We start from the raw sequence: 25,791 nt of genomic DNA, 5'->3' as shown, positions 1-25,791 counted from the left end.
GGTTCATCCAATTATTCAACGAGTTGTGGACAGCCTGAAGGGGGGTGTCTGCGGGCGGCTTTCCTGAGCCGTTCCATGACGGCCCGGCCTATGCCTTTTTCCGGCAGCCTTTCGGCATAGATGACGTCCACGTCGTCACGATCGAGATCGATGAGGGCGGAGAAGAAATTGGAGGCCGCCTCCCTGAGGTCGCCTGATGGGGAGAGGACCCTCACATACCTTGACCTCACCTCTTCCATCGGTTGCCGGAAGGCGAGATAGGACGATGCCTCGTGCCGCGCGTCGGAAGGGCCGGTGACGAGGCGGAGAGGTTTCATGGGGGCATAATGGTAAGGGAGTTCGCCGGGTGACTCGCAGATGCCGCCCGTCCTTTCTTCCTCGATTATCCTCACGTGCTCGGAGAGTTCCTCGACGCTTATGGCACCATGGCGGTGGACGAACACCCCTCCCTGGCGGAAAGACACTATCGTCGACTCGATGCCGTAGGAGGAGTTTCCGCCGTCAAGAACGATGGGCACGCGGTCCGCGAAGGACCTGGTCACATGCCGCACCCGCGTGGGACTCATGTAGCCGAAGGGATTCGCGCTCGGTGCGGCGATGGGCTTTTTCAGCGTGCCGATGAGTTCCAGGGCGACGGGGTGGGAAGGAACACGCACACCCACCGTGGGAAGGCCGGCGGTAACGATGTCGGGAATAGAGGGCATCTTCCTGAGGATCATGGTGAGGGGACCGGGCCAGAACACCTTCATGAGCCGTCGCGCCTCGCCGGGCACGTCGGTCACATACTCTTTCAGCCGCGCCGGTCCGTCAAGGTGCACGATGAGGGGGTCGAAGTGGGGCCTTTTCTTGACCTCGAAGATCTTTGCCACGGCGTAGGGGTTCTCGGCAACGGCTCCAAGCCCGTACACCGTCTCCGTGGGGAAGGCGACGATGTCGCCTGCCTCGAGGGCCTCCACCGCCTTTAAGATCGATGTTCTCTCCTTGCCGTTCAGGATGTCCATGAGGTTTTCGCGTTCAGCAGGCTTAAAGCCGGAAGGCAGGGGTTAGATGCCGCCTCTTTGTCGTTTACGGGAAGATAGGGAGGTGCTACTTCGGTTCGTTCGGTTTCTGGGGGTCCTTGTCCTTTTCCTGCTTATCCTTCTGATCCGGCGTGACATCGATGGACTCGGGCTCGTTGACGGATTTCTTGAAGCCCTTGATCCCTTTCCCTATCGCCCCGCCTATCTCCGAGATCCTGCCGGCGCCGAAAATGAGTATCACGATGACAAGTATGATGATCAGTTCCGGCATTCCGAGGCCAAACATTGTTTCCTCCTTATGATGATGTCCCCCCCATTATAATAGGAAACAACCAAAATGTATAGAGTTTTGTCGGTTTTTTAGTGGAAATGAGAATCCATTTCTGATAGTATTCATGCTTGGCGGTCCCATCGTCTAGCGGCCCAGGACGTCGGCCTCTCACGCCGAAAACACGAGTTCGATTCTCGTTGGGACCAGATAAAAAAGTCACAGGTCACAGGTCGCAAGTCACAGGCCAGAGACAGAAGCGGCAATTATGGCCTGGCGCGTCCTATAAGTCCTACGCGTCCTATGGGTCCTATATGTCCCATCGGTCCTATCCATTCCTATAGGTCCTATCCCCTCACTTGTTCCCTATGAATCTTTTCAGTGCCGCTATTGCCCTTCCCCGGTGGCTTAAGGCGTTCTTTTCTTCCGTGGAGAGTTCGGCGAGATATCTGCCCAGTTCCGGGGAGTAGAAGACGGGGTCGTACCCGAAACCGCCGGAGCCGTGCTCCTCGAAGCCGATGTATCCTTTGAGTTCGCCATAGAAAAGGTAGCAGCGGTCTTTTTGCGGCAGGTAGAGGGCCACGTAGGCCTTGAAGGTTGCCTTGCGCTCTTCCCAGGGGACGCCCTCAAGCTCGCCGAGGAGGCGCTGTATGCGTTCCTCGTCGTTAGTCCCGTACCGGGAGGAATGGATTCCCGGCCTCCCGCCGAGTGCGGCCACCTCGAGCCCCGAGTCGTCGGCGAGGGCGGGCATACCGAAATGGTTCCCCACCTTCCTCGCCTTTTTCATGGCGTTCTCGGCATAATGGGGGCTGTCTTCGTCGACGATCACGGTTTCATCAAAATCGAGGAGGGAGTGGATGTTGTCGAATTGTGCCGATATGAGGCGCCGGATCTCTCCGAACTTGCCCCTGTTCGTGGTGGCTATGACGACGTCCGTCATGCGGGGAAGAGGGGGCCCAGGGTTGTCTTCTGCTGCCTCGTTATCTCGCCTATGCCCTTCAGCGCGTACTGGTACATGACGTCGAACTGTTCCTTCGTGAAAGGCTTCTTCTCCGCCGTGCCCTGCACCTCGATAAGCTGTCCCTTGCCCGTCATGACGAAGTTCATGTCCACCTCCGCCCTCGAGTCTTCCTCGTAGGACAGGTCGAGGGCGATGTTCCCGCCGACGATGCCAACGCTTATGGCTGCCACGCTGTCGCGCAGGGGGATCTTGTCGATAATGCCCCGCCGTTTCATTCCCCACAGGGCCTCCACGAGGGCGACGTAGCCTCCGGTGATGCTCGCGGTCCTCGTTCCTCCGTCGGCCTGGATGACATCGCAGTCGACCCATATGGTCCTCTCACCGATGATGTCGAGATTGACTATCGCGCGAAGGGCCCGTCCGATCAGGCGCTGTATCTCATGGGTCCTGCCTCCTATGCGTCCCGAGACGGATTCCCGCATCGATCTGTTGTGTGTAGCGCGGGGGAGCATGGAATACTCGGCGGTGAGCCACCCCTTCCCGCTGTTCTTTAGAAAGGGGGGGACCTTTTCCTCGACGCTGACCCCGCAGATGACCTTCGTGGCCCCCATTTCGACGAGCACGGAGCCCTCGGGATACCTGAGGAAGCTTTTCTCTATCTTAAGGTGCCGGATCTCGTCGCTCGCCCTTGCGTTCTCTCTCATCTTTACCTCTTTTCATGTAATTGAGCAAACCTTCGTGGAGCCTGCCGAAGGCGCCGGCGGGCCGGGTCTTCTCCACTTCGAGCCTTACGAAGACACCCGGCATGTCTACCCCGAGGAACATGAAAAGGGGGATCGCCTTCACCTTCCTCTGGAACGCCGACGCAATGGACGATGCCAGTTCTCCCGACCGGGCGGCGTGCGATCCCGGTACCTCGTCCACATTCAATATGAGGCCCTTGCCTTTCTTCGCGCTGCTCACCGCGATGAAGGCGTCGGTGCGGTCCGACGGCACGAGTTCGACGGCGAGCATGAAGAGGGCCTTTTCCTTGTTGACCCTGTTCGCGGTCTCGACCTGTTTTTCCATCGAAGCGGGGGTTTCGTGGATGCTCATTGTGAAGCCCTTGTCCGTCAGGTATTTCCTGAAATCGTTCCACATGGCGTCGCTGCCGGCGCCCGCCCGCGAAAGGACGATGTGCTCCGCCGCACAGAGGGGCTGCACAGCCGCAAGGAGAAGGAGGCCCACGAGACATAAGACAAGTCCGCCCGTCGGGAATGAGCTCCTTTCCGATCCCGATGAAATGAGGGGTCTACTGCTGTGCGCCAAGAATATACCTTTCCAGGCCGACAGCCGCGGTCGCACCGTCGCCGACAGCCGTGGAGACCTGCCGGAGCGTCTTCTTCCGGATGTCTCCCGCAGCGTACAGCCCGGGTGTGGCCGTGGCGAGCCCTTCGTCGGTTATGATGAATCCCGCCGGGTCGCGTTCGACAAGATCCCCGAGGAAACCGGTATTGGCCCGGCTGCCGACGTAGACAAAAACGCCGCTCACCGGCAGGTCTTCGCGGCGGCCCGTCTTCGTGTCCTCGATGACAAGGCGTTCCACCTGCTGACTGCCAGCGATCTCGGCGGGACGCCTGTTCCAAAGGAATTCCATCTTCGGGTTCCGAAAGGCGCGCTCCTGCAGTATCTTCTGCGCTCTCAACGTGTCCCTGCGATGGACCACGTACACCTTCCGCACGATGTTGGCGAGGGACAGGGCCTCCTCAATGGCCGAATCGCCGCCCCCGATGACGGCCACATCGAGGTCCCGGAAGAACATGCCGTCGCAGGTGGCGCAATAGGAGATGCCCCTGCCCACGAACTCGTTCTCGCCGGGGATCCCCATCCTGACGGGTTCGGTGCCGCTGGCGGCGATGACTCCCCGGGCCGTGAGGGCTCCGTCGTCCACCATCACGGTGAAGAGTCCTCCCTCGCGCGTGACGCTCTGGACCTCGGCGAACTCCCTGACGGGAAGACCGAAGGCCTTCGCGTGGGCGGCGAACCTTTCCATCAGCTCCCTGCCCGATATGCCCTCGGGAAACCCCGGATAGTTCTCGATGCTTCCCGTGTTGAGAGGAGCCCCACCGGGGAGGACCTTCTCGAGGAGGACGGCCTTTATCCCGCCCCGCATGAGATAGAGGCCGGCGGTAAGCCCCGCGGGTCCGCCGCCGATGATGATCGCTTCATACTGCTCCGACATGTCCGAAAACCTCCCGAAAGGACCGCGGCGACCTCACAAGAGGTCGCCTGCCGTGTCTCTCATTGTAAGGAATCCCCCCGCAATATTCAACGTAATTTTCTGTGACCCGTGCACTCCACGGTGCAGTTCCTGCACATCAGCGCGGCATTGTGGGTCTCATAGAACCGTTCAGGGAACCTGTGATAGAGGTACTCCCATTGAATGGCGATGATGATGGAAAGGGCGACGATCGACCACGTCCAGAAGGACGGTATGAAGATAAGGGGCGAGAAGGCCATGAGGTAGCCCCAGTTGTTGATGCGGCAGGTGCTGCAGCACTTGCCGCCGGCGAGCCACCTGAAGGGACAGAAGACGGTGACGCAGAACTGGTCCATGAAGACGAAGAAGAGGACGATGATATAGATCCACGTGTCGCTGAGCATGCCGACCAGCCGCCACAGCGCCATATCCCCGACGAGCAGCAGCCAGTAGAATGCCGATCTCACCGCTCCCCTGTCTGTCCTCGCCTTCAGGGAGCGGAGCTGTTCATCCCTTTTCGGTGTGATATTCTCGGCCTGCCGGTAGAACCGGCCGAATATCTTGCGCGAAGAGATCTTCTTGTTGAAGCGGGGGATCATTCTCTTAACGAGTATGGATACAGCCAGTGCCCAGAAGACATGGTACACCTTCACGGGACCGATGAGTGAAAAGGTGAAGACGGCCGGGGGGATATCAGGGCGGAAGATCGCAATGAGACCCACCGCCACGACGAGAGCGGCTTTTATCAGGAAAGCTTTGAGCCCCGGTGGTTTGCCCTTCGCCTGGTCGCCGCGCTTCACAGGACCACCCGGAAACAAGCCCACGCTTCGATGACGCCCGCACGGTTCATCCGCAAGAATAACTGGGGGAAGGACAGAATGTCAACGAGGGAGGAAAAGACAATGACCAAGAACCAAATCCCAATAACCAGAGAAACAGACAATGACCAAGAACCAGGAAAACGATACAGGCAGTCCGTTGCGCCCCTCCCTTTGTTCAATTGGTTATTGGTAAATTGGGCATTGTTTTCAATTGGAGCGGGCGACGGGGCTCGAACCCGCGGCATCAAGCTTGGGAAGCTTGCACTCTACCAACTGAGTTACGCCCGCACCGAAGTATAATTCTAAAAGAAAATAGGGAAGAAAGCAAAGGAAAAGGAGGTGTTGAAGCCCGTTTTAAGTTTTAGGTTTTAGGTTAAAAGCAGCAAGAACCCGGGGGTTTCCGGGGGATACCGGCGCATCCCACCACTTTTCATTTGTCTTTTGCCTAAAACTTAAAACAGTCTTTCTTAGTTCTTTCTATTGTACCCGAACCTTTCCTCGAAGACGGGGGCCACCAGGTTGTCGATGGGGGCGTGGTCGTCGTGGATGACGATGGCATCTTTCCTGTTTATGAACTCGTCCATGAGGTCTTCGGGCACAATGGAGGATGTGGCCCGGGAGCCCAGGCGGTGCTCAATGAAGGACTGGAAGCTCGCTATGTCGAAATTTCCCTTTCCGGCGATGACGATGAAGGTGCTGATCCGGACCTTCCTGAAACTCGGGCTCACGGAGATGAGATAGACGTTTTTCTCCCCGAAGACCTGTCTTAGGGTCTTGATATAGGAAGGAAGGAAAAGCCCCTTCTGGAAGTTGTCGATGATGTTGGACATGAGGATCGCCCCGGGATTCATGATGTCGTGTATCTGCTGGAGGAACTCCTTCGTCGTCAGGTGGTAGGGTATGGAGATGTCGTTGTAGGCATCGGTGAAGACGAGGTCGTATTTCTCCTTGCAGTTCATGACGAACCATCTGCCGTCGGTGTTGTAGCTCGCTATCTTCGTGTCCTTCGGCAGGCCGAGATGGTCGTAGACGATCTTCGTCACCTCGGGGTCTATCTCGACAACGTCGATCTTCGCCCGGGGATAGGTGATCTCCATGTACCGGGGGAAGGTGTAGCCGCCCCCTCCTATCGTAAGACTCTTGAAGGGTGTCTCTTCGGCGAACTTCCACGTGAGGACGTCGGCATAGATACGTTCGTACTCGTACTCGATGTGTTTCGGGTCCTTGAGGTTCACGTAGGAATGAATGAGGTTGTCGAGGACCATCGCCTCGAGCTCTGTCTTGCGGTCGGAACTCATCGTCTTCGACAGCTTGATCGTGTAGTAGTCACTTTCCCTGTAGAGGTATGTCTTGCCGCTTGCCGGGATGGCATAGAGATAAGAGTTGATGAAAAAGAGACTGGGTACCGCGATGATGACGAAGATGGCCATGCTGGTCTTCTTCCTGAAGATGGACCCCGCCAGAAGGGCGACGACAAGGAGGATGATCCCCATGGACAGGATGATCGCCCGCGTGCCCATAAAGGAGATGAGGAAGAAGCCGGTGACGAATGTCCCGATGATGGCCCCCAGTGTCGAGACGGCGTATATCTTCCCGATGACATTCCCCGCGTTCTCGAGGTCCTTGAGGGTGAGCCTCACTACGACGGGCGAGATGGTGCCGAGGACGCAGCCGGGGATGAAGAAGATGATGGATGTGACCATGAAGATCCTCATCATCAGGGAGACGGGGAACCGGTAGGCGGCGATGGCGTAGGTGAGTGGGATGATCGTCAGCGCCATGACGCCCGATATGAAAAGGAGCCACCCCAGGGTCTTCCTGGAGGGATAGCGGTCGACGAGCTTGCCCCCGATATAGGCGCCGATGCTGATACCGGCGAGGATGACACCGATGATGCTCGTCCACGTGTAGATCGAAACCCCCACGAAAGGTGCGAGGATACGTCCCGCGACCATTTCGATCACGAGGGTACAGAAACTCGCAATGAAGGTGATAATATATGCCTCAAGAAGACTCATGGATGTAGACCTCCCTGTATGACTTCACGTATGTGACATTTGTATGGAACGATACCCCTTCTTGTTCACCCGGAAACCCTAATACTTAATAGCATCACCCCCGTTTTGTCAAAGAAATTCAGAGAAAAGACGGTCTCAGGTCTCACGTCCCACGTCCCAGGTCTCAGGCCAAAAGAAATCAGACGGAGACAGTCGAAAAGGCTCTTCTTTGGTCCTTAACCTGAGGCCTGAAACGTGAGACCTGAGACGGTCTTTATTGTCTGTCGACGGGGGTGGGAGCGGCGGTGAAACGGAAGAATTGTACAATGGGTCTTTTTATACTATAGTATTACGGATATGAAAGTTCTTCTCGTGGAAGATGAATCGAAGGTCGCCAATTTTGTCATGAGGGGCCTCGAGGAGGAAGGGTATGGTGTGGACGTGGCCGGTGACGGCAGGACGGGCCTTGATCTCGTTACCACCCGGGATTATGACATCGTCCTCCTTGATCTCATGATACCCGAGATCGACGGCCTCGAGGTGCTCAAGCGAATGCGCGAGTCGGGTATCGAGACACCGGTCCTCATCATCACCGCGAAGAGCACGAAGGAGGACGTGATCAAGGGGCTCGACACGGGCAGCGACGACTATCTGACCAAGCCTTTTTCCTTCGAAGAGCTCCTGGCCAGGATACGGGCGCTCTTGAGAAGAAGCCGGAAGGCCGCCCCGCTCACCCTCGAGTACCGGGAGATCATCCTCAACCCATACAATAGGAGACTTTCCATAGGGGGCAAGGAGGCGGAGCTCACGGAAAAGGAATTCCTCATCATGGAGTACATGATGCGCAACAGCGAAAGGCCGCTCGCCAGGAAGGAGATGGCTGAATACGCCTGGCAGAGCCAGGACGATTCCTCGAACATCGTCGATGTCTACGTGAATTTCCTCCGCAAGAAGATGGAACTCCTCACGGTCAGGAAGTTCATCCACACCGTCCGCGGAGTCGGTTACATCCTCAAGGAAGATGAAAAGCTTTAGCCTCCCCATCAAATGGAAACTGACCCTCTGGTACGGCGGCATCCTGGCCCTGATACTCGTCACCTTCTCCAGCGGGGTCTACATATACTTCCAGAACAGCCTGCAGAAGAGCATCGACACGAAGATCAAGTCGATTGCCGAGGTCCTCGCCTCATCCATGACGGAGGCCCACGGCCAGAGCCTCTTCGGCAATTTCGAGCGTTATCTCGAGAACGCCCTCGGCAAGAAGCCGAAAGGCAAGTTCATCCAGATCATAGACGCCTCGGGTAAGATCGGCGCGAGACTGAACGACCTCGAAGCCGAGGCCGTGCCGGTCAGCTTTGTCACCCTCGAGAGGGCCCTCAAGGGAGAGACCGTCTACGAGACGCTCGAGGGCGCCCGCCCCCGGCTGCGCATGATCACGATGCCGATCCTGGACAGCAAGAAGGTCACCAGCATCGTCCAGGTGGGTTCGTCGCTGGAGGAGTTCGAGGACACCATGAAGCGTCTCCTCATAATCATGATCATCAGCATCATCACCTCCATCAGCGCCACCATAGTTGTCGGCTACTTCATGGCGAAGAAGACCATGAAGCCCGTTGACCAGATCCGCAGGGCCGCCGTCAAGATATCCTCGACCAACCTTGATGAGCGGATCGACATCAAGAAGGGACGCAAGGATGAGCTTGGCCGCCTCGCGGAGACCTTCAACGCCATGATCTCGAGGCTCAAGGATTCCTTCCACAGGATCAACCAGTTCAGCATCGATGTTTCCCATGAGCTCAAGACGCCGCTTACCATCCTGAAAGGCGAGACCGAACTGGCCCTGAGGAAGCAAAGGACGACGGACGAATACAGGCGTTCCCTGCAAAGCAATCTCGAGGAGATCGACAGGATGAGCCGGATCATCGACGACCTGCTCCTACTCTCCAAGGCCGAAACAAAGGACATCGGGATGAACCTCGATAAGGTCGACCTCAGGGACCTTCTTGCCGATGTCTGTCTCAGTATGAAGCTTTTCGGCGAGAACAAAGGGGTGGAAGTGGTCGTCCGGGACCTCGAGGACATCCGCATCGTCGGGGACGAACTCAAGCTGCGCCGGATGATAACCAACGTGGTGGAGAACGGCATCAAGTACGGACACCCCGGCGGGCACGTGACGGTCTCATCGCATAAACAGAACGGTTTTGCCTGTATCAATGTCGAGGACGACGGTCCCGGCATATCGCCGGAGGACATAAAGTACATTTTCGACAGGTTCTACCGCGCGGACAGGTCACGCAAACGTGAAAGCGGCAGCGGTCTCGGTCTGTCCATCAGCAAGTGGATAGCCGAGGCCCATCAGGGAACCATCGAGGTCGAATCGAGGCCCGCCGCGGGAAGTCTGTTCACCATTAAACTGCCCATGTCATGACGGAGGATATTCCATGAAGAACAAACGACTCGTCGTAACCGTTTGTATCCTTATCGCGGCGGCTCTGGCCTTTGCCTATGTCAGGGCCCAGGTGTTGCCAGAAGCCAGGCACGCGGCTCCGCCGCCGCAGGGCGTCCGGACGGTGGCCGCTTTCAACTCGAGCGGTTTGCCGAGCCTCGCGGGGCTTGTCAATGAGGCGAAACCGTCGATCGTCAACATCAGCACCACCGCGGTCATCAGGGGGCCCGGGGGGCAGGGCCCGATGATGGGGCCCAACAACCCTTTCAAGGATTTCTTCGGTGATGATTTCTTCGACAAGTTCTTCGGCAACGGGGGACGGCGGGAATACAAGCAGCGCAGCCTCGGCTCCGGATTCGTCATCGACAGGGAAGGGTACATATTGACGAACAACCATGTGGTTGAAAAGGCCACGACCATAAAAGTGAAGCTTTCCGATGAGAAAGAGTATGACGCCAGGATAATAGGACGGGATCCGAAGACGGATATAGCCCTCATCAAGATCGATGTCAAGCAATCCCTCCCTGTCGCGGTGCTCGGTGATTCCGAGGTCCTGCAGGTGGGTGACTGGGTCGTCGCCATCGGTAATCCCTTCGGTCTCGAACACACCGTCACCGCCGGCATCGTGAGCGCCAAGAGCAGGATCATCGGAGCAGGACCCTACGATCAGTTCATCCAGACCGATGCCTCCATCAACCCCGGCAATTCCGGCGGACCGCTCCTTAATCTCAAGGGTGAAGTGGTTGGGATAAACACGGCCATCGTTTCCGGCGGCCAGGGCATCGGGTTTGCCATACCCATCAATGTTGCGAAGGATATGCTGTCCCAGCTCAAAAGCAAGGGCAAGGTCGCCCGCGGCTGGCTTGGTGTCGTCATCCAGAAGATGACGCCGGAGATCGCGAAGAGCTTTGGATTGAAGGAATCCGAGGGCGCCCTTGTCGCTGATGTCATGGACCAGAGCCCGGCTGACAAGGCGGGCATCAAGCGTGGAGACGTCATCATCTCATACAACGGCAAGAAGATCAAAGACAACGAAACCCTTCCCCGTCTTGTCGCCGCGACCGAGATAGGTACAAAGGCGAAGGTCGTCCTCATCAGGGACAAGAAGCAGATGGAAGTGACGGTGGTCATCGGCGAACTCCAGGAGGAGGGTCTCAGGGCGTCGAGGAAGACGGAGGTTGAAAAGGACCTCGGCCTCGTCGTTCAGGACATCACCGCGGAGATCGCGAAGCATCTCAACCTGAAGGATAAGAGGGGTGTCATCGTGACCGATGTCATCCCCGGCTCGCCTGCCCAGGAGGCGGACATCCGCTCCGGCGACGTCATCAGGGAGATCGGGAGGAAGCCCATCAGAAGCGTCGCGGAGTTCAAGGAAGCGGTCAAGCGCTCCAACGTCAAGGAAGGCATCGTCATGCTGATCCAGCGCGAGAACGCGACGTTCTACGCGGTGATAAGGGAATAGAAGAGGGTCTCAGGTCTCAGGTCTCAGGTGAGCGGCATAGACTCCCTGGGATCTGCGACCCGGGACGGGGAAAATGTGATCATCGTCACATAATTGTTCAATTATTATCGCATCTTATGCTGTAAAACTCAAACTCTGGAACTCGTTTCTCCATTAACCACCTGTTTTGATAATTTTCTCTTTGCAAACGGGATTTATTCATGTATTATTGAGTCATGCCGCAGTTTCAATGGGAAGGAAGGACCTCATCGGGTGAAACGCGCAAGGGCGTTTCGAAGGCGGCGTCCGGCGACGCCCTCAGGGCGGCGCTGAGAAAAGAAGGCGTCATCCTCACCTCCATGCAGGAGACGAAGGAGGCGGGGAAGCAGAAATACAATCCCCAGAAGAAGATCAAGAACGTCGAGATACTGCTCTTCACACGGCAGCTTTCCACGATGATCACGTCGGGGCTGCCGCTCGTCCAGTCCCTGGAGATCCTTGCGAACCAGATAGAGGACATCAACTTCAGGGGCATCGTCAGGGAGATCAAGGAGAAGATCGAAGGGGGCGCGCGCTTTGCCGACGCGCTCAGGGATTACCCGAAATGCTTCGATGAGCTCTTCATCAACCTCGTCGTGGCAGGGGAGGAGGGCGGTCTTCTCGACAGCGTGCTGCAGAGGCTCGCCATCTACATCGAGAAGACGGAGAAACTGAAGAAGAAGGTCAAATCGGCGATGATCTATCCCGTCGCGATCATAGTCGTCGCCTTCGTCGTCGTCATCGTTCTCCTTCTCTTCGTCATCCCCGTCTTCGAGAAGATGTTCAAGGAGATGGGGGCGGAGCTGCCCGCGCCGACGCAGATCGTCATCAACCTGAGCCAGATGGTGCAAACCTACTGGTACATCATCATCGGAGGTGTTGTGGGCCTCGTTCTGGCCCTCAGGTTTTATTACAGGACGGAGAGCGGTCACCGCAATATCGACCGGATCGTCCTCAAGCTTCCCCTCTTCGGTCTGCTCACCATCAAGGCCTCCGTGGCCAGGGTGACCCGGACCCTCGCGACACTCCTCATGAGCGGCGTCGCAATCCTCGAGAGCATGATCATCGTTGCCAAGGTGGCAGGCAACAAGATCGTCGAAGAGGCCCTTCTTGTGGCCCGCTCCCGCATCAGTGAGGGCCGCACGATGGCCGAACCGCTCGAGCAGGCCGGCATCTTTCCTCCCATGGTGGTCCAGATGGTCCAGGTCGGTGAATCGACGGGCGCCCTCGACAGCATGCTCAACAAGATCGCCGATTTCTACGAAGACGACGTGGACACGATGGTCGGCAACCTCACGGCCATGATGGAGCCGATGATCATGGTCTTCCTCGGCGTCGTCCTCGGCGGCCTCATCGTCGCCATGTACCTCCCCATCTTCAAACTCGGCCAGGCAGTAGGCTAAAAGACAGTTCAAGAGTTCAAAGGTTCAAGAGTTCCAGAGTAAGAAAAGGAAGAAAATCTGTTGCGCAGGTCAGTAAGTGCGTTGACAGCCGCCCCCCTTCACGGTCTTTCCCTTGAACCCTTGAACCCTTGAACCCTTGAACCGTCTTCTATCGCATTTCCGCTACCATCCCCAGGTCGTGGATCATTTCCAGGTCGGCGGAGGTGTCCCTTCCGAGGGTCGTGAGGTAGTTGCCGGTGAGCAGGGAATTGCAGCCGGCTACCATCGCGAGGGGGAGGAGTTGCCTCAAGTTCTTTTCCTTCCCGCCGCAGAGTTTTATGTCCTTGTCGGGGAGGATGAAGCGGTAAAGGGCTACGGTGAGGAGGATCTCCATCGGGGTCAGCGGGGGGATGTTCTCGAGGGGCGTGCCGGGGATGGCGTTGAGGATGTTGATGGGAACGGAATCCACGTCGAGTTCCCTGAGGGTCATCGCCATCTCGATGCGGTGGTCCATGGCCTCTCCGAGACCGATGATACCGCCGGAGCAGACGGTGAGGCCCGCCGCCCGGGCGATGCGCACCGTCCCGGTGTCCTCGTCGTATTCGTGGGTCGAACAGATGTTGTCGAAGAAGCTTCGCGATGTTTCGAGATTGTGGTGGTAGCGGTAGAGCCCCGCCTTCTTGAGGTTGATGGCCGTCTCCTCGCTCAGCATGCCGAGGGAGCCGCAGGCTTTCAGCCCCATTTCGGAGAGCAGCCCTATGGCGCGGTAGATGGTGTCCCATTCGGCATGCGTTTCCACCCTCGTACCGCTCGTGACGATGCTGAACATATGGGCGCCGCTTTCCTTTGCGGCCCGTCCTTTCGCGGCGATCTCATCCGCGGACATGAGGGGATAGACGGGCGCATCGGTGTGGTAGTGGGCCGACTGGGCACAGAACCTGCAGTTTTCGGGACACACGCCGGACTTTGCGTTCACGATGCCGCAGAGGCTTACCGCGTTGCCCTTGAAATGCTCCCGTATCCTGGACGCGCGGGCCATCAGCCCGAAGGGGTCTTTCTTTCCCGCTTCATAGAGTTCCCGGGCATCTTTCCCGGATATGTCCTTCGTAGCGATCGCCCGATCCGCGAGAGTGTCAAAAAGGGAAGTCATAGTAGCTCCTGTTAGAAACCGTTTTAGGTTTTAAGTTTTAGGTTTCAAGTTAGAAGATAATTTTAAGTCTTGAGTCTTAAGTTAAAGGGAAAAGGAATTGGTTCCTTGGTTCGGAGAGAGTAATTTTGGAGAGTTCCACTATCTCGTCTGTTTCTTTCAGTCTTTTACTTAAAACTTAAAACCTAAAACTTAAAACTGTTCTTCTCACTTAAAACCGTTTTTCTTAACTTACCACTTAAAACCTAAAACTTAAAACTGTTTTTATGACTATAACTGTTTTTCCATTTCTCCATTTCCTGCAAAGCCGTCTCGACCGCTGCTTCTTTGTTCTTTTTCGAATAGCCCTCGATGAGGCCGAAGTTCATGTTCATAGGCTGGAAGTTCCTGTTCTCGGTGGTGAGGTAACGGATGAGTGCGCCGATGCAGGTCGACGGCGGCGGGGGGTGGAATTCCCTGCCCGTCGCGGACATGAAAGCGGAGATGCCCGCGGCGAGGCCCATTGCCGTCGATTCCATGTACCCTTCGACCCCTGTTATCTGCCCGGCGAAGAGGATCCGCCTGTCGGCCTTGAGCTCGAGCTTTTCGTTCAGGCACAGGGGAGCGTTGATATAGGTGTTCCGGTGGATGCTGCCGTACCGGAGGAAAACGGCATCCTTCAAGGCGGGTATCATCCGGAAGACGCGGTCCTGCTCGGGGTATTTCATCTTCGTCTGGAAGCCCACGAGGTTAAGCATGGTTCCCGAGGCGTTTTCCTTTCGGAGCTGCACCACGGCGTAGGGCCTTTTCCCATCGCGCGGGTCCGTAAGGCCCACGGGTTTCATGGGTCCGAAGGCAAGCGTTTTCTTGCCGCGCTCCGCCAGGACCTCCACGGGAAGGCAACCCTCGAAATAGGATGTCTTCTCGAATTCCCTGAGATCCACCCTCTCGGCCTTCACCAGGGCTTCGTGGAAGAGGTCATATTCCTCTCTCGTGAGGGGGCAGTTGAGATAGTCTCCCGCCTCGCCCTTCATGTAGCGGGATGCGTGGAAGGCCTTGTGATGGTCGATGCTGGCGGCGTCGACTATGGGGGATATGGCATCGAAGAAGGAGAGGCTGTCCTCGCCCGTGAGCTTCTGAAGCTCTCCCGAGAGGGCATCGCTTGTCAGCGGGCCCGTCGCGATGATAACGATGCCCTCCTCCGGTGTCCGGCGCGCCTCTTCCCGGACAAGGCGGATGCCGGGGTTGTTCCCGGTCATTTCCGTCACCCTCGCGGCGAACCGGTCCCTGTCGACGACGAGCGCTTTGCCGCCGGGAATGGCCGTCCCGTCGGCCGCCTCCATGATGACGGAACCCATCCCGCGAAGCTCTTCCTTGAGGAGTCCGTGGGCGTTGTGAAGGTCCAGCGACTTGAGGGAGTTGCTGCAGACGAGCTCCGCGAGGAGGGAGGTCCGGTGCGCGGGGGTGCCGACCCCGGGGCGCATCTCGAAAAGCACCGCCCGTCCCCCCATCCGGGTGATCTGGTGCGCGGCCTCGACACCCGCAAGGCCGGCCCCGATTACCGTGATTTCCATCCGCAGTCCTTGCGGAGGCAGAAGAGGGCCTTCTTGAAGGAAAAGAGGGTCGGGGCGCCGCAGGAGGGGCATTCACCCTCCGTCGGCTCCTTGTTTGTGGCGAAGGAGCACCTGGGGTATTCCGAGCAGCTGACGAACCTCTTCTTCATTTTCGACGTTTTTTCGACGAGTTTGCCGGGGCATCCCTCCATGGGACACGAGAACCCCAGCGAGAATGCCTCTGTGTGCTTGCATTCGGGATAATTACTGCATGCGAGGAAGCGGCCGAACCGTCCCTTTTTCTCCACGAGCTTGCCGCCGCATTTGGGGCATATTCCTTTCGCTTCGCTCTCGACAATGGTTATCTTCCCGTCGGCATCGACCCTGACGTTCTTCTTGTTCTTGCATTCCGGTTTTCCGGAGCAGACCAGGTACTCGCCGCTCTTTCCCCAGCGCAGCAGCATCTTCCTGCCGCATTTGTCGCATTCGATCTCCGTCTCCTTCTCCTCCTTCTTGAGGCTCTTCATCTGTTTCTGGGCGCCCTGAAGCTCGCCCTCGAAAGAGGCGTTGAACTTCTCCAGGGATTTGATCCAATCCTTCTTGCCGTCCTCTATCTCGTCGAGACGGACCTCCATTTTGGCCGTGAAACCCACATCGAGGACGGTGGGGAAGAACTCGGAAAGGAGCCTGTTGACGGTCCGGCCAAGGGGTGTGGGCACGAGCCTGCCCTTTTCTTTCCTCACATAGTCGCGGTCCTGGACCGTGCTCACGATGGTCGCGTAGGTGGAGGGTCTTCCGATACCTTTTCCCTCCAGGGTCCTGATAAGGGACGCCTCGGAATAACGGGGGGGAGGGTTGGTGAAACGCTGTTCCATGGTCGTGTTCCTGAGCGTTGCCCTCTCGCCCTTTTTGACCTCGGGAAGAGCGGTCACGGCCTCTTCATCCTCACCTATCTCTTCGTATATCTTCGTGAATCCGTCAAAGAGCACCGTCGTGCCCCTGGCAACGAAGACGTGATCGCCTGCGGTGACGTCCACCGTCTTCGTTTCCACCCTCTTCCGGGTCATCTGGGAGGACACGAAGCGTTTCCAGATAAGATCGTAGAGGGCGAAGAGCTCCTTGTCGAGATGGGGTTTGACCTTCTCCGGGGTGAAGAAGACCGATGTGGGCCGTATCGCCTCGTGGGCGTCCTGGGCCGTCTTCCTGTTCTTGAAGAAGTTCGGTTTCTCGGGGAGATAGCCCTCGGGAAAACCTTTCCTGATGAAATCCCGCGCCTCGGCCACGGCCTCCATCGAAACCCTCACCGAGTCGGTCCTCATGTACGTGATGAGTCCCACCGGTCCGTCTTCGCCGATATCGACTCCTTCGTAGAGTCTCTGCGCGAGCATCATCGTGCGCTTCGGTGAGAGGCGCAGCACCCGGGAGGCCTCCTGCTGGAGCCTGCTCGTGATGAAGGACGGCTGGGGTGATATGTTCTTTTCCTTCACCTCGACCTTCGTCACGATGAACTCTTTCCCTGCGATGTCGGCCCTGATGGCGGCGGCCTCATCTTCGGAGGCTATCCGGATCTTTCCTGACCCCTTCCCGCCGGCCGACAGCGCCGTGCCATCGGCGGCCTTCCGTTCCAGTGTCGCCGTGAAGGTCTCTCCCGAAGGAAGTTCGAGGACAACGTCGATGACCCAGTACTCCTCCCTTTCAAAGCCCTCGATCTCGGCCTCCCGCTCGCACACGAGGCGAAGGGCCACCGATTGCACCCTTCCCGCGGAAAGGCCGTAGCTGACCCTCTCCCACAGGAGCGGGCTTATCTTGTATCCCACGAGCCGGTCGAGTATCCGCCGCGCCTTCTGGGCGTTGTACTTGGCCGGGTCGAGCTTGATGGGCGACCTCATGGCGTCGAGGACCCCCTTTTTCGTTATCTCGTGGAAGAGGACGCGCTCGATGCGGTCGTTGTTCCCGATGACCTCGGCAACGTGGAAGGCTATCGCTTCCCCTTCGCGGTCGGGGTCTGACCCGATCAGGATCCTTTCCGCTTCCTTCCCTGCCTTCTTTATCTCATCGACCACCTTCGACTTGCCTTTCAGGATGTGAAAATGAGGCTTGAAACCCTCCTCGACATCGACACCGAGGGTGCTCTTCGGAAGGTCCTTGATATGGCCGTACGTCGCCTTGATGACGTAATCCTTTCCCAGGTATTTCGACAGGGTCTTCATCTTTGTCGGCGACTCAACAACGAGCAGTGACTTTCCCATCCATGTCTCCTTATATTCTTCAACCCCCCGTTTCCCCGGGGGATCCGCGGACCTTATCGTCGTATGAAGAAGCCTCCCGCCACCTCTGCCACGACATTCTTCATGATCAGGCGGGTGAGGGCGGCCATGACCTCCTTCGTTTCCATGCCGCTTCTTTCTATTACCTCATCTGCGTGCACTTTTTCAAATCCTATGAGAGAATATACCCTGTCTTCCCGTCTGTCCAGTTCCACGGGCTCCGGTTCAGGCGGGCGGATGTCGGGGAAACAGGTGGTGAGGATGTCTTCCACGGAATCGACCAGTCTCGCGCCCTCCTTGATGAGCCTGTTGGAGCCGGCGTGTTCGGTCCTCAGAACGCTTCCGGGGATGGCCATGACCTCCCTGCCGTATTCAAGGGCCAGTCTCGCGGTGATGAGGGAGCCGCTCCTGGCCGTCGCCTCCACGACCAGCACTCCCCTCACGAGCCCCGCGATGATGCGGTTGCGTTCCGGGAAATGATAGGGCAGGGGATCTTCCCCGGGTGCGTACTCGGTCACCACGAGTCCCTCTTTGCCGATCCTCTCAAAGAGATCTTTGTTCTCGGGGGGATAGCAGACGTCTATTCCGCATCCCAGGACGGCTACCGTGCCTGACGGCCCCATGAGGGCCCGCGCGTGCGCCGCCGTGTCGATACCGCGGGCAAGACCGCTGACGATCGTTATCCCGGCGAGCGACAGGGTCTCACCGATCTTCCCGGCGAGATTTGTGCCCTCGGGAGAGGCCTTTCGTGAACCTACGACGGCAAGCGCCCTGTCCCCCGGCACGAGGGGACCCCGGGCATACAGGACGATCGGGGCGTCGGGTATGTGTCGCAGGGCCTTCGGGTACCCCTCGTCGCGCATGGTGAGAACCCGGGCGCCCATCATGTCGAGAAGCTTGAGGTCCCTGTCGATCCCTCCCCAATCGCCGAAGCGCGACGCGATGCCCGCGGGGGCCGAGGACGTGCCGGGGCGGAAGAGCCGGGTGATGTCGGGATATGAATCGCAGATCCTTCGTTTCGCCAGGCGGCTCAAACCCTTTACCCGGGATAGTGCGATGAGGGCGCGTCGTTCATCCATGGGGATACCCGTCCTTGTCCGTTCTGCCGTCGGAGCCTGTCTCAGGGGACCGGGAACGAGGCCTATCCGGTCTTCTCTTTCCGGAGCAGGGAATAATAGTAAAGAAGAGAGGCATAGAACTCACGGGCCATCAGCGAGCGCGACAGCTCATCCCGCCACCATCTGTCGGCCCTGAAATAGCCGACCTTCACGGGCTTGATCATGTAGAGGACCGCACCCCCGTCCCGGGTAGGATCGTACATGTTGTGGTACCGTCTCGACGCGTATTCCGGGACCACGACGATCACTTTCCTGAGGCCGGCCTCCTTCAACTTCTGTTTGAAGAAAGCCGTCTTACGGTCTCCCATGTCCTCGGTGTAGAGGGGCTTTGTCACGTTATCTTTGATCCCCCGGGACTTTGCCAGCCGGGATACAAGATCGTGCACGTCCGTCCCCAGGACCTTGTCGTTCTCGATATACAGGACCTTTCCGTTGCCCGAGAAGTATTCCCTGAAGGCCTCGACGTAGAGCTCCCCGTTGTGGTCTTCCCCAAACCTCGGCACGAAGATGGCATCGGCGGGGACTATCTTGTCCTCGTACCGGAAACTCTTCCCGAGGAACCTGAGGCTGACAGGGTGCAGCGATACACCCGCCAGTACCATTATCACAACAAGGATGCCGATGAGGCACCCGCAACCAACCTTGCCCCCTATGCCCATACGCCTCGTGTACCTCCCGCTTTCCCTTTTCTTAAGCCCCGTCACTCACGCGCCGGCATTGTTTCCTGTGCTTTCGCTGCCTGTGCTGGCATATTCATAGAGGATCACCGACAGGACGACGAGCGGCGTCGTCTCCGTCCGGAATATGTTCTCTCCCAGGGTGCAGGTGATGAAGCCGTTCTCCCTGAGCCACTCGACCTCCTCCTCTTCGATACCGCCTTCGGGTCCTATGACAACGCAGGTGGCATCTGTCCCCTTCGAGCCGAAGACGTCCCTGAGGGTGACACGCTTCTCTCTTTCGTAGAGAACGACGCGTCTGTCGGCATCCCCTATGAGTTCGGCGATGCCCCGAAGCGGTGTCGGCTCCGATATCTCCGGTATGGTGAAACGTCCCGATTGGCGGGAGGCCTCGACGGTGATCCTCTTCCACCGTTCGACCTTTTCCGCCCCGTGGTCGGTGAGCCTCACCACCGTTCTCTTGAAGATGGTGGGAACGATCTTTTCGGCCCCCAGCTCCGTCGCCTTCTCAATGAGCCAGTCCATCCGGGGCCCCTTGATGGGGCTTACGCAGAGGATAACCTTTGGTCGTTTCTCATCAGGGTTGTGCACCGCGTCGAGCACCTGGAGGTAGAGCTCTTTCCCCTTGACGCTCTGGATGGTGGAACGGTAGAGGTAACCCTTTCCATCGATGAGGTCTATCCTGTCTCCCGGGCGTTTCCTGAGGACCCCGATGATGTATCTGTGCATGGGCCCCGTCAGGAGGACCATGCCGTTCTTGATCTTCAGCTTGTCGACAAAAACCCTTCTGATCTCCATGAGTGTTTCCGGCTCTCAATCAATTTTGTAATATTTCGCTTCGTACAGCCGGTGGTATTCGCTCCAGCGTTCGTCCGCCATGTTGTCCTTCATATGCTCCCTCACGCCTTTCACTTTCGCGTCCAGGTTGTCGAGGTGGTGAATGATGATGGCCTCGGGGAACATGGGTTTCTTGGGCGATCCCCATTCTTCCAGGCCATGGTGGCTGACGACGATATGGGTGAGTATATCCGTCAGTTCCTTGGGGAACTCCTCGACGCGACGGATCAGGTCTTCCAGGATCATGACACCGAGGGTGATGTGGCCGAGGAGCCTGCCCCTGTCGGTGAACCTGAAACCCCGCGTTATGTCGAGTTCCTGCGTCTTTCCAATGTCGTGGAGGATGGAACCGGCGATCACTATGTCGCGGTCCCCCCCGATGAAGGATACGGCGGCCATGCCCATCCGTGCCATGCAGAGGGAGTGATCGAGCAGCCCGCCTATGTAAACGTGGTGCACGGTGGTGGAGGCGGGGTACGAAAAGAACCTTTCCCGGAGCTGCGCGTCGTCGCGGAAGACCGCGAGGAGCTTCGCGAGCCAGGGATTGGTCACCTCACTCACGATCTGCCCGTACTCCTTTTCCAGAAAAGTCCTGTCCCTGTCACCGGAAGGATAGAAATGGGCAATGTCGCCCACCGCAAGGTCGGCATCGAGCTTGCGGATGTCGGTGATGTGCAGCTGCGGCTTTCCCTGATAGTCCCTGGCCTTCGACCGGACGGAGACGATGTCGCCTCTTTCGAAGAGGCCCTCCAGCTCGTCGACGCGCTCCCATACCCTTCCGTCGATGGAGCCCGTGGCATCCTTGAGGCCTATCATCATGTATCTGGTGTTGTTCTTCGAGGTATAGGTGCCCTTCTTCGTGACGACGAAAAGATCGTTTACCTCGTTCTGATTCCCGGTGATGTCCCGCACAAAGATCTTTTTGCTCAAACCTTTCCCCCAAAATGATCGTAACCCCCCCGGGGGGGTGTGATCTCGGAACCGTGCCTTAAGACCCTGACCCCTCTGCCTGATACGACCTCTCCGATGACGGTGACGGGCCTTCCTCTTTCGATCATTGCCTCTACGACGGGAAGCTTGTCCCGGGGGAACGTGAAGAGAAGCTGGTAATCCTCTCCGCCTCCGAAGGCGAGGTCTTCGAGACCCCTCTGCCTCAGCGGGCGGGGCACGGGGACCTTTTCCCAGTGGATGCGGGCCTGTTTCCTGCTCTCCTTCATCATCCTCGAAAGGTCGAGGATGAGCCCGTCGCTCACATCCATCATTGCATCAGTTATATCATTTTTCACGATCTCCTTCCACAGGGCATACGGAGGCCTGGGACTGAGGAAACGCCTGATACAGCCCTTGAGACCCTTCGCATCCCCTCTTTCCTTGAGCGCCCGAAGCCCCAGCGCGGCCTCTCCGAGCTTTCCCGTGACGGCGATGAGGTCGCCCCTTCGGGCCTTGTCCCTGCCGAAATATCGCTTCGCGGCCAGCTTCCCGATCACGGAGATGTCGATGAAGAGGTCCCTCGCCGTGGCGACCGTGTCTCCCCCGAGGAGGATGACGCCGAATTCCCGGGCGACCCTGTCCAGGCCGCGGTACATCCTGTCCATCTCCCCCGAGGAGATCTTCGCGGGTATTCCCGCGGTCACGAGATAGAAGACCGGCTGTGCTCCCATTGCCAGGACGTCCGATATGTTGGAGTACAGAGCCTTTTTACCCACGTAGTAAGGGTCCATGAAAGAGAACTCGAAGTGGACATGCTCCGCCATGGCATCCTGCACGAAGACGTACTGGCCGGCGCCAAGCTCCGCGACGGCACCGTCGTCACCGATGCCCCGTACGACACTATTACTTCTTCGGGAGAATTTTCGAATGCCCTCAATGAAATTATTTTCCGATATCTCCATGACGAAGGAACATAATAACCCAAACCGAAAGGCGGTTGCAACCTCGGCAACCGTTAGAACCGTTGGAACCGTTAGAACCGTTGGAACCGTTGGAACCGAGGGATCGTTTCAATGATTGGTTGTTATCGTTTGGTGGTCCGGGTGTCTTTCGGCGCCAACGGTGCTAACGGCGCTAACGGTTCTAACGATCTTTATACGCGTTCCGCACTTTCTCCATGAACGCCTTGAGCCGTCGTTCTTCGCCTCTGTCGGTGGGGTGGTAGTAGCTTTTGCCAAGAAGCTCTTCGGGGAGGTAGGTTTGTTTGACCAGCGCTCCGGGATGGTCGTGGGGGTAGAGGTATCCTTCGCCGTAGCCGAGCTCGCCCATGAGCTTCGTCGGCGCGTTGCGGATGTGCATGGGGACGGGGTATTCCGGGAGGTCCCGGGCGTCCCGCGCCGCCTTACCGTACGCGGTGTAGACGGCGTTGCTCTTTTCGCACAGCGACAGGTACACCGCCGCCTGGGCGAGGGCGAGGTAGCCTTCGGGGGGGCCGATGAACTTGAAGGCCTCCGTGGCGCTTATGGTGAGGGTAAGGGCGTGCGGATCCGCGTTGCCGACGTCCTCGGAGGCAAAGCGCACGAGGCGGCGCATGATGTAAAGGGGATCCTCGCCGCCTTCTATCATCCGGGCGAGCCAGTAGAGGCACGCGTCGGCGTCGGAGCCCCGGATGCTTTTGTGAAGGGCGCTGATGAGGTCGTAGTGCATCTCGCCGGTCTTGTCGTACCGTGCGGTCTTCTTCTGGTAGGCCTCCTGCACGATAGCGTGGTCGATGACAGGGCTTCCCGAAGAGCCTTCCCTGACCATCTTCCAGCATACTTCCAGGAGGTTCAGCGCCCGCCGCGCGTCGCCGTCGGCGAGATACGCGATCTCCTCTACCGTTGCCGTATCGATGCAGATGTCCGCCTTCCTGAGCTCTTCGTCGTCCCTTAAGGCCCTCTCGAGGATCTTCACGAGGTCGGAGGTGACGAGGGGTTTCAGGGTGAGGACCCTCATACGTGACAGGAGGGGGGAGATGATCTCGAAGGAAGGGTTTTCCGTCGTGGCGCCGATGAGGATGATGGTGCCGTTCTCCACGTGGGGAAGGAACGTGTCCTGCTGGAGCTTGTTGAAGCGGTGGAATTCATCGACAAAGAGGATGATCCTCTGGTTCCGGGCCTTCTGGATGACCTCCTTGACCTCCTTTACGCCTATGGAGACGGCGGAAAGAGAGACGTAGGGGAGCTTCATTATCCTGCCGATGAGCCAGCCGATGGTGGTCTTGCCGACGCCGCTCGGTCCCCAGAAGATGAAAGAGGGAACGTCTCCTCTCTCGATGAGGACCTTGAGGAGCTTTCCCTCTCCGAGGAGGTGCTCCTGGCCGACGACATCATCGAGCGATCTGGGCCGTACCCTGTCTGCGAGAGGTTTCTGTGACCTCCCCGTGGAAAATGTGTCGTCCGAAAAAAGCTCCACTGATCTGTCCTCTTATCCCGGAACCCCGAAGAGGGGCCGGGTGTGGTTGCGTTGATAGTGCGCCGCCGGTGGATTACTTCTCTGTCGAAAGCTGTTTCTTCGCCTCACCCAGGAGCCGTATCAACTCGTCCAGATTCTCGGGTGTCAGCGATACCCCTTTCTTTGTGGGTACCATCTCGCCATCGTCGTTCTCGAAAAAGTTCCTCACATCGATGTAGGTCTTTCCCTTGAATTCCTTCACGGTAACGATGATCCTGTCGGTACCCGTCTTTTGTATCTCGCCGATTATCATGGCGCCCTCCATTCAGCTTTTATTCACTATAGCATGTTCGGACCCCGGAGGGAAGAAGGCTTGCGCGAAGGCGCAAGCCGCTTGAACCGCTTGAACCGCTTGAACCGTTAGCACCGAAAAATGCCAGGACCACCGAATGATAACAATCAACCGCTGCAACAACCCTCTCGGTTCTAACGATTCTAACTGTTCCAACGGTTCCAACGGTGCCAACCATCTTTATCCGTTAACCGGTTCCAACGGCTTGCAATCTTTTGTGCCGTATCCTAGAATGTCTGTACAGCAAAGAGACAGTCAGGGGGAGTTATGACGGATGGAGCCGGAGCTTCGAAGTCGCAGGGTCTGCACTGGGCGTGGATCATTCTCGCCGTATGTTTCGTGAACCTCTTCATCAATTACGGCATTCGCCTGGGATATGGTGTCATTCTGCCGGAGATGATACGGACCATGGGCATCACCAGGAAGGAAGGCGGGGAGATCTTCAACGCCTATTTCTACGCCTACATTTGTTTCTCGCCCTTTGTGGGGTATTTCACGGACCGGCTCGGTGCCCGTGTCGTGATACCCGTCTTCGGCGTGGTCCTGGGAGTGGGAACGTTCCTCATGGGTCTCTCGAACGGCTTCTGGCAGGCGGCCTTTACCTTTTGTTTCGTCGGCATCGGGGCGGCCGCCATGTGGACGCCCATCATCACTCTCGTGCAGAGGTGGTTTGCCCTCCATAAGAGGGGCATGGCGCTCGGGATACTGTCGGCCGGGTTCGGGCTTGGTTTCGCCACCATGGGGCGGTTGTATCCGATGATAGTTGCCCACTGGAGCTGGAGGTATTGCTGGTACATTCTCGGTGTCGCCGCCCTCGTCATGATCGTTATCAATGTCATCCTCCTGAGGAGCAAGCCCGAGGACGCGGGTCTGGTTCCGTGGGGGACACGGCCTGACGAACCCGCGCCGGCCGCGCCGGCGGCACCCGCCGGGAAGCAGCGTTCATGCTACGGGGAGATCCTCTCCGCGAGACGCTTCTGGATGATCGCCGCCTCTTATTTCGCGATAGGCGCGACGCTTTACATGATAACCACCTTCATGGTCGACTATGCGCGGTACCAACTGGGGTTTGCCTACGACCGGGCATCGTTCCTCGCGACGATGCACGGGTTCGGCCAGGTGGTGGGGGTCCTAACCATACCGGCGATCTCCGATCGTTTTGGCCGGAAGGGGACGATACTCACATCGAACGCCTTCATCGCGCTCATCATCGTCTGGATAATCCTTTCCGGCTCCAATGCCGCGATGCTTTATACGAGCATATTCATCTTCGGCATATTCTACGGCGCGACCTTTCCCCTGTACGGCGCCTGCGGCGGCGACTATTTCAGAAAGGAGATCATCGGGACGGTGATCGGCGCCTTCACACCTTTTTATGCCTTCGGAGCCATTGCCGCCCACTGGTTCGGCGGCTACGTCCGCGACGTGACAGGCTCCTTCTCCATCCCCTTCATGGTCGCCATAGGCCTCGCCGCACTATCAGCGGTGCTGATGGGGTTCGTGAAGAAGGAAGAGTAGAGGTCTTACCTCTCGCCCGAGCTGTGAGCCGGCGAAGAGCTTGAAGACCTTGCCTCTCGCCCGCTTCGCTCAAGCCCGCAGAGATCGCAGAGAAAAGATTCGGCCGGATTTCGAAGCCTTCCAAAATCCGGCCGTCTTTGCATCCCGTCTGCGACGGGAGGCAAAAGAAAAGGATTCTTTTCAGGTGGGAGTTATGGGGAGGGGATGGGATGGGAATCTTAAGGGAGTAAGGTAGTATAGGGGGTCTGGAGGATGGTTATAGGACCTATGGGACATATAGGACTTATAGGACCTATGACTACAGGGGAGATGAGGGGGGATTACTCCTTCAGGATAAAAAAACAGTATATTCTTTCTCTCCCGCCGG

At 57.8% G+C, this 25,791-nt stretch carries 23 protein-coding genes and 2 tRNA genes; 6 read left to right on the top strand and 19 right to left on the bottom strand.

Annotated elements, in window-relative coordinates; genetic code table 11:
• Positions 1-11: 11 nt before the first annotated feature.
• Both GXX82_01730 and tatA read right to left on the bottom strand, forming a co-directional pair.
• On the bottom strand, positions 12-1,001 hold the full coding sequence (locus tag GXX82_01730; protein ID NLT21746.1) for a threonylcarbamoyl-AMP synthase: 990 nt from the start codon (positions 999-1,001) through the stop codon (positions 12-14).
• Between the two features lie 85 nt (positions 1,002-1,086).
• On the bottom strand, positions 1,087-1,305 hold the full coding sequence (tatA, locus tag GXX82_01725; GenBank protein ID NLT21745.1) for a twin-arginine translocase TatA/TatE family subunit: 219 nt from the start codon (positions 1,303-1,305) through the stop codon (positions 1,087-1,089).
• Between the two features lie 118 nt (positions 1,306-1,423).
• Between tatA and GXX82_01720 the strand changes: the two genes are divergently transcribed.
• Positions 1,424-1,496 (top strand) — tRNA-Glu (locus GXX82_01720).
• 146 nt (positions 1,497-1,642) lie between these two features.
• Here the strand turns inward: GXX82_01720 and rdgB are convergent.
• The 7 genes from rdgB to GXX82_01685 all read right to left on the bottom strand — a co-directional run bounded on the left by rdgB (position 1,643) and on the right by GXX82_01685 (position 7,326).
• Positions 1,643-2,227, bottom strand: coding sequence for an RdgB/HAM1 family non-canonical purine NTP pyrophosphatase (rdgB, locus tag GXX82_01715; protein NLT21744.1), 585 nt, complete (start codon positions 2,225-2,227; stop codon positions 1,643-1,645).
• Complete coding sequence (gene rph / locus GXX82_01710) at positions 2,224-2,952, bottom strand: ribonuclease PH (GenBank protein ID NLT21743.1); 729 nt, start codon at positions 2,950-2,952, stop codon at positions 2,224-2,226. Before rph ends, rdgB begins: the two co-directional genes overlap by 4 nt.
• Positions 2,909-3,556 (bottom strand): hypothetical protein, encoded by a 648-nt coding sequence (locus GXX82_01705; protein NLT21742.1) that lies wholly within the window; start codon positions 3,554-3,556, stop codon positions 2,909-2,911. Before GXX82_01705 ends, rph begins: the two co-directional genes overlap by 44 nt.
• Positions 3,540-4,469, bottom strand: coding sequence for a thioredoxin-disulfide reductase (gene trxB, locus GXX82_01700; protein ID NLT21741.1), 930 nt, complete (start codon positions 4,467-4,469; stop codon positions 3,540-3,542). The genes GXX82_01705 and trxB overlap by 17 nt, the downstream gene beginning before the upstream one ends.
• Before the next feature lie 86 nt (positions 4,470-4,555).
• Complete coding sequence (locus GXX82_01695; protein NLT21740.1) at positions 4,556-5,287, bottom strand: hypothetical protein; 732 nt, start codon at positions 5,285-5,287, stop codon at positions 4,556-4,558.
• Between the two features lie 233 nt (positions 5,288-5,520).
• Positions 5,521-5,596: transfer RNA gene (locus GXX82_01690), tRNA-Gly, on the bottom strand.
• A gap of 179 nt (positions 5,597-5,775) precedes the next feature.
• Entirely contained in the window at positions 5,776-7,326 is a 1,551-nt protein-coding gene (locus GXX82_01685) for a fused MFS/spermidine synthase (GenBank protein NLT21739.1), read from the bottom strand.
• Between the two features lie 336 nt (positions 7,327-7,662).
• Between GXX82_01685 and GXX82_01680 the strand changes: the two genes are divergently transcribed.
• The 4 genes from GXX82_01680 to GXX82_01665 all read left to right on the top strand — a co-directional run bounded on the left by GXX82_01680 (position 7,663) and on the right by GXX82_01665 (position 12,634).
• Entirely contained in the window at positions 7,663-8,340 is a 678-nt protein-coding gene (locus GXX82_01680) for a response regulator transcription factor (protein NLT21738.1), read from the top strand.
• Positions 8,327-9,733, top strand: a complete 1,407-nt coding sequence (locus GXX82_01675; protein ID NLT21737.1) for a HAMP domain-containing protein — start codon at positions 8,327-8,329, stop codon at positions 9,731-9,733. The genes GXX82_01680 and GXX82_01675 overlap by 14 nt, the downstream gene beginning before the upstream one ends.
• A gap of 13 nt (positions 9,734-9,746) precedes the next feature.
• Complete coding sequence (locus GXX82_01670) at positions 9,747-11,213, top strand: DegQ family serine endoprotease (protein NLT21736.1); 1,467 nt, start codon at positions 9,747-9,749, stop codon at positions 11,211-11,213.
• Between the two features lie 215 nt (positions 11,214-11,428).
• Positions 11,429-12,634: a type II secretion system F family protein gene (locus tag GXX82_01665; GenBank protein ID NLT21735.1), complete on the top strand. Its 1,206-nt coding sequence runs from the start codon at positions 11,429-11,431 to the stop codon at positions 12,632-12,634.
• Between the two features lie 148 nt (positions 12,635-12,782).
• On the opposite strand, the gene bioB is transcribed toward GXX82_01665, so the two are convergent.
• From bioB to GXX82_01615, 10 genes are all read right to left on the bottom strand, one after another.
• Positions 12,783-13,763: a biotin synthase BioB gene (bioB, locus tag GXX82_01660; GenBank protein ID NLT21734.1), complete on the bottom strand. Its 981-nt coding sequence runs from the start codon at positions 13,761-13,763 to the stop codon at positions 12,783-12,785.
• 242 nt (positions 13,764-14,005) lie between these two features.
• Positions 14,006-15,319 carry a methylenetetrahydrofolate--tRNA-(uracil(54)-C(5))-methyltransferase (FADH(2)-oxidizing) TrmFO gene (locus GXX82_01655; GenBank protein ID NLT21733.1) on the bottom strand — a complete coding sequence of 438 codons (1,314 nt, stop codon included), beginning with the start codon at positions 15,317-15,319 and terminating at the stop codon, positions 14,006-14,008.
• On the bottom strand, positions 15,298-17,541 hold the full coding sequence (gene topA, locus GXX82_01650; protein ID NLT21732.1) for a type I DNA topoisomerase: 2,244 nt from the start codon (positions 17,539-17,541) through the stop codon (positions 15,298-15,300). The genes GXX82_01655 and topA overlap by 22 nt, the downstream gene beginning before the upstream one ends.
• Before the next feature lie 53 nt (positions 17,542-17,594).
• Positions 17,595-18,638 (bottom strand): DNA-protecting protein DprA, encoded by a 1,044-nt coding sequence (dprA, locus tag GXX82_01645; protein ID NLT21731.1) that lies wholly within the window; start codon positions 18,636-18,638, stop codon positions 17,595-17,597.
• Positions 18,639-18,700: 62 nt separating this feature from the next.
• Positions 18,701-19,336 (bottom strand): hypothetical protein, encoded by a 636-nt coding sequence (locus tag GXX82_01640; GenBank protein ID NLT21730.1) that lies wholly within the window; start codon positions 19,334-19,336, stop codon positions 18,701-18,703.
• 45 nt (positions 19,337-19,381) lie between these two features.
• Positions 19,382-20,152 (bottom strand): 16S rRNA (uracil(1498)-N(3))-methyltransferase, encoded by a 771-nt coding sequence (locus tag GXX82_01635; protein NLT21729.1) that lies wholly within the window; start codon positions 20,150-20,152, stop codon positions 19,382-19,384.
• A 15-nt stretch (positions 20,153-20,167) separates the two neighbouring features.
• Positions 20,168-21,121: an HD domain-containing protein gene (locus GXX82_01630; GenBank protein NLT21728.1), complete on the bottom strand. Its 954-nt coding sequence runs from the start codon at positions 21,119-21,121 to the stop codon at positions 20,168-20,170.
• On the bottom strand, positions 21,118-22,083 hold the full coding sequence (gene thiL / locus GXX82_01625) for a thiamine-phosphate kinase (GenBank protein NLT21727.1): 966 nt from the start codon (positions 22,081-22,083) through the stop codon (positions 21,118-21,120). The genes GXX82_01630 and thiL overlap by 4 nt, the downstream gene beginning before the upstream one ends.
• A 181-nt stretch (positions 22,084-22,264) precedes the next feature.
• Positions 22,265-23,575: a replication-associated recombination protein A gene (locus tag GXX82_01620; GenBank protein ID NLT21726.1), complete on the bottom strand. Its 1,311-nt coding sequence runs from the start codon at positions 23,573-23,575 to the stop codon at positions 22,265-22,267.
• Between the two features lie 73 nt (positions 23,576-23,648).
• Complete coding sequence (locus GXX82_01615) at positions 23,649-23,867, bottom strand: hypothetical protein (GenBank protein NLT21725.1); 219 nt, start codon at positions 23,865-23,867, stop codon at positions 23,649-23,651.
• A 306-nt stretch (positions 23,868-24,173) separates the two neighbouring features.
• Here GXX82_01615 and GXX82_01610 point away from each other — a divergent pair, with 306 nt between their 5' ends.
• The gene (locus GXX82_01610) at positions 24,174-25,424 is read left to right on the top strand and encodes an MFS transporter (protein NLT21724.1); all 1,251 of its coding nucleotides are present in this window, start codon (positions 24,174-24,176) and stop codon (positions 25,422-25,424) included.
• Positions 25,425-25,791 lie beyond the last annotated feature (367 nt).

Source organism: Syntrophorhabdus sp. (genome assembly GCA_012719415.1).
GTDB lineage: Bacteria > Desulfobacterota > Syntrophorhabdia > Syntrophorhabdales > Syntrophorhabdaceae > Delta-02.
This window is presented reverse-complemented; position numbering and strand designations above follow the sequence as displayed.